This is a genomic window from Paenibacillus xylanivorans (assembly GCF_001280595.1).
Lineage (GTDB): Bacteria > Bacillota > Bacilli > Paenibacillales > Paenibacillaceae > Paenibacillus > Paenibacillus xylanivorans.
This window is the reverse complement of sequence record NZ_LITU01000081.1, coordinates 530,795-534,404: the sequence shown is the minus strand read 5'-3', so window position 1 is coordinate 534,404 and position 3,610 is coordinate 530,795. Positions and strand designations below refer to the sequence as shown.

At 46.3% G+C, this 3,610-nt stretch carries 3 protein-coding genes and 1 pseudogene; all 4 read right to left on the bottom strand.

Translation table 11 applies throughout. The features are described from left to right. Window positions 1–216: 216 nt before the first annotated feature. On the bottom strand, window positions 217–489 hold the full coding sequence (locus AMS66_RS28220; protein ID WP_144424629.1) for a hypothetical protein: 273 nt from the start codon (window positions 487–489) through the stop codon (window positions 217–219). Between the two features lie 434 nt (window positions 490–923). Next, window positions 924–2,021, bottom strand: a complete 1,098-nt coding sequence (locus tag AMS66_RS28215) for a Gfo/Idh/MocA family protein (protein WP_053783906.1) — start codon at window positions 2,019–2,021, stop codon at window positions 924–926. A 54-nt stretch (window positions 2,022–2,075) separates the two neighbouring features. Next, window positions 2,076–3,248: a Gfo/Idh/MocA family protein gene (locus tag AMS66_RS28210; RefSeq protein WP_053783905.1), complete on the bottom strand. Its 1,173-nt coding sequence runs from the start codon at window positions 3,246–3,248 to the stop codon at window positions 2,076–2,078. Next, window positions 3,245–3,610 (bottom strand): annotated as a pseudogene (locus tag AMS66_RS34205) (sugar phosphate isomerase/epimerase); the annotation flags it as partial. The gene AMS66_RS28210 and the pseudogene AMS66_RS34205, both read right to left, overlap by 4 nt.

Sequence of the window (3,610 nt, the reverse complement as noted above, 5' to 3'; positions counted from 1 at the left end):
TGCTCTCCATCTCGACTTACCTCCAAAGTAATTTAAAATTTTTTTATTATTTTTTTGCGGCTATTACATATAACGTTACTGTATTCACGACGTTCGTCGGAGTCGGTTGTGTCCGGCTGCCTCTGCTTCCCTGAAATCCCTCTGCCGCACCGAGGGCGTATGCCCGATGTGTGAATATTATGTTAAGTGGAGTTACGGACCTCTTTGAATTGCTATCTAGGTATTAATTGTCTTTGTATATGTTTTTTCTGAATCCGGAAAAGCTCCTTTAGACTCTGCTTCTTTACTTTCATCATTTATCTGTCTCGCAATTATCTCCAATCCATCAAAACATGCATTTTCTTTGTACCAATCAATTAATTCAAATAAAGATACACTTTCTTGCACTTCCTTATCTTCATAATGCGATACAATTGTTATTGTAAATGCAGGGACTAGAGCATCCGCCTTCAAGTAATACATAAAATTTTTACCTGTGTAGTGCTTCATGAGGTATATCTCAATTTCTTTCTCAAGAAAAGAAAACACTTCAATCAATTGATCTGATGATATTCTATTATTCTTTATAAGTCTATTGAATCCATGGATGTACACGTAATTATAATTTCTTCATTTCTGGTTAGAGTAGGGTCATTAGAAAACAAAAAAGTTGGACAAGTTATTATTGAAGTAACCTCTCGATAAGCCTTCTGAGCATATTTATCTAAATATTCTAAAATCAAGTACTTTCCCTCTCTTCAGGAATTTCGCATAACATCTAATTTATGTACTTCGTAAACACCACACATTCAAGTCAATTTCTGAACTACCTTCATAATAAACCATATTGTTCCATTTGCGAAGGTACCACAACAAACAAAAGAGCAGCCTGCACCAGGCCACTCTCTCCTTACATATTCTATTACTATCTTATATAAAACCGTTTACTTCGCACCACTACTCCATACCACTCTCTCACTCATTGCCTTATGCTGCGCAATCAAGCATAGTTCTGCCGCCTTAAACGCATGCTCCTGTGTCATCGCGATTTCTGTTCTATCCAGACAGTCCCGGATCAGTTCACCGAAGAATGGATAACCGACCTTTCCTTTGACACTATAGCGATATTCCCCTTCATGGTTAACCAGGTACACCTGATCGCCTTCAGGCTCTCTCGCCACGTCGATATACTTACGCAGCTCAATGTAACCGTCTGTGCCCAAAATAACTGTTCGCCCATCGCCCCATGTGCCCAGGCCATCTGGTGTAAACCAGTCTACCCGGAAGTAACCGGAAGCACCGTTGTTGCCGATCAGTGATGCTTCGCCGAAGTCCTCAAGTTCCGGGAATTGTGGATGATTGAAGTTATGCACCCTGCTGAAGCCTACCTCTGCATCCGTACACGAGGCAAAGGTCAGGAACTGTTCGATCTGATGACTTCCAATATCACAGAGGATGCCGCCATACTTTTCATGCTGGAAGAACCAATCAGGCCGACCACCCGCATTCAATCGATGCGGACCCGTCCCCATAACCTGTACAACCTTGCCGATGGCTCCCTGTTCGATCAGTTGTCCGGCGTAGATCGCACTTTCCACGTGCAGACGTTCACTGTAATAGACCATATATTTCTTCCCAGTGCGTTTAACCTCTTCACGCGCAAGGGACAGTTGATCCAGTGTAGTAAAAGGGGCTTTGTCTGTAAAATAGTCTTTACCTGCGGCCATGACTCTCATGCCAAGTGGCGCACGTTCCGATGTAATGGCTGCTCCGGCTATGAGCTGCACTTCATCGTCAGCAAGTACATCCGCTTCAGATGCCGCTATCTGTGCCTGCGGAAATTGTTTCCGAAAAGCCTCGACCTTAACCGGGTCAGGATCATATACCCATTTGAGCGTTGCACCAGCCTCCACCAGTCCGCCAACCATACCGTAGATATGTCCATGGTCCAACGCCACAGCAGCAATGGTAAACTCACCTGGACCGCATACGACCTCTTTTTTCAGACTCTTTGGAGCATAGAACATTCCGTCTTTTGCCATGTCTTCTCCGTCCTTCCGTCTGGGATTTCTGTATAACCAGCTACCCAATTACGCTTACTTAAATGTCTGTGACAGATCGGCAGGCTGACTGCTGCTCCCTGCCTTGTCTTTCTTTGTATTTGAACTGGCAATCCGCTGCTGCAAATGCTCATAGAACAAATCCTCATCGATCGGCAGATCCACCCAGTTATCGGTCCAGGTCGACAGCAGCATCGCATTGGACAAAGTTAAGCCATGGATGCCTTCTTCTCCTGGAGCAATGAGGGGGGTTCCATTCAGGATCGCATCGATCCAGTTGCGAATCAGTCCAGGATGTCCGGTTTCTACACCACTAATCGGCACCTCGCATTTCCAGCATTCCGGCTGTCCAAATCCTCCGGTAAATCTTTGATTGAATTCAGGCTCGGGTTCACGAAGTCGCCAGAAGGTCAACTGACCATCTTCAATGACAATTTTACCGCGATCCCCATTAACCTCGAATCGGTTGGTGCCCGGTGCTTCACCCGTCGTGGTCACGAATACACCTGTTGCTCCATTTTCATACTCGACATATGCCGTTACATCATCTTCCACTTCAATGTTCCGGTATTTGCCGAATGAACAGAAGGCACGCATACGAACTGGCATCATACCGATGGTCCATTGCCACAGGTCCAGTTGGTGAGGGTCCTGATTGATCAGGACACCGCCCCCTTCACCAGCCCAGGTTGCACGCCAGCCGCCCGAATCATAATAGCTTTGGGACCGATACCAATTCGTAATAATCCAGTTGGTGCGCCGTATCTCACCCAGTTCCCCCGAGGCAATCAGATCCCTGAGCTTGATATATAAAGGATTGGTTCGTTGGTTGTACATCATGGAAAACACTTTGCCGCTGGCAGCAGCCGCTTCATTCATCTTGCGTACTTGTTTGGTGTATACTCCGGCAGGCTTCTCGATCATGACATGCAAGCCATCCCGAAAAGCCTGAATGGCCTTTTCGGGATGGTCATAATGCGGTGTTGCTATAATGACCGCATCAATCGTCCCCGATGACATCATCTGCTCCGCATCCTGCCAATAGGTGACTGAAGCCGGAAGGTTGCTGGATACCCAGCTCTCCATTTCTTGTCTCACATCACACACAGCCACCAGTTCTGCACCAGGAACTTCTCCTGCTACCAACGTTCTGGCATGGGCTGCACCCATATTCCCAATTCCAATGACGGCTACTCGAACCAAACTCATACCTGTACCTCCTCGTCCACACGACGTTCAATTTCGGCAAAAACATCTGCAAAATGCTGTAACATCGCTTTCGATTCCAAGACTCCGCTAAAATCCTCAATCCCGTAATATCCATCATATCCAACCGATTTGAGGTCACGGAATACTTGTAACCAGTTCACCACGCCTTCAGTCAGAGGGGTCCACTGGCAATGCCAGGCTGATGTTAGCGAAATTTCTGTATTTTGTTCATTCACACTGGAATTCGAATTCATGTTCGATGCATCCTTGAACCAGCCCGCATTCTTCACATGTACATGCGCCAGATAAGGTCCCAGCAATTCCAGTCCCATACGATGGTTCTCATACCCTTCATGCACCAT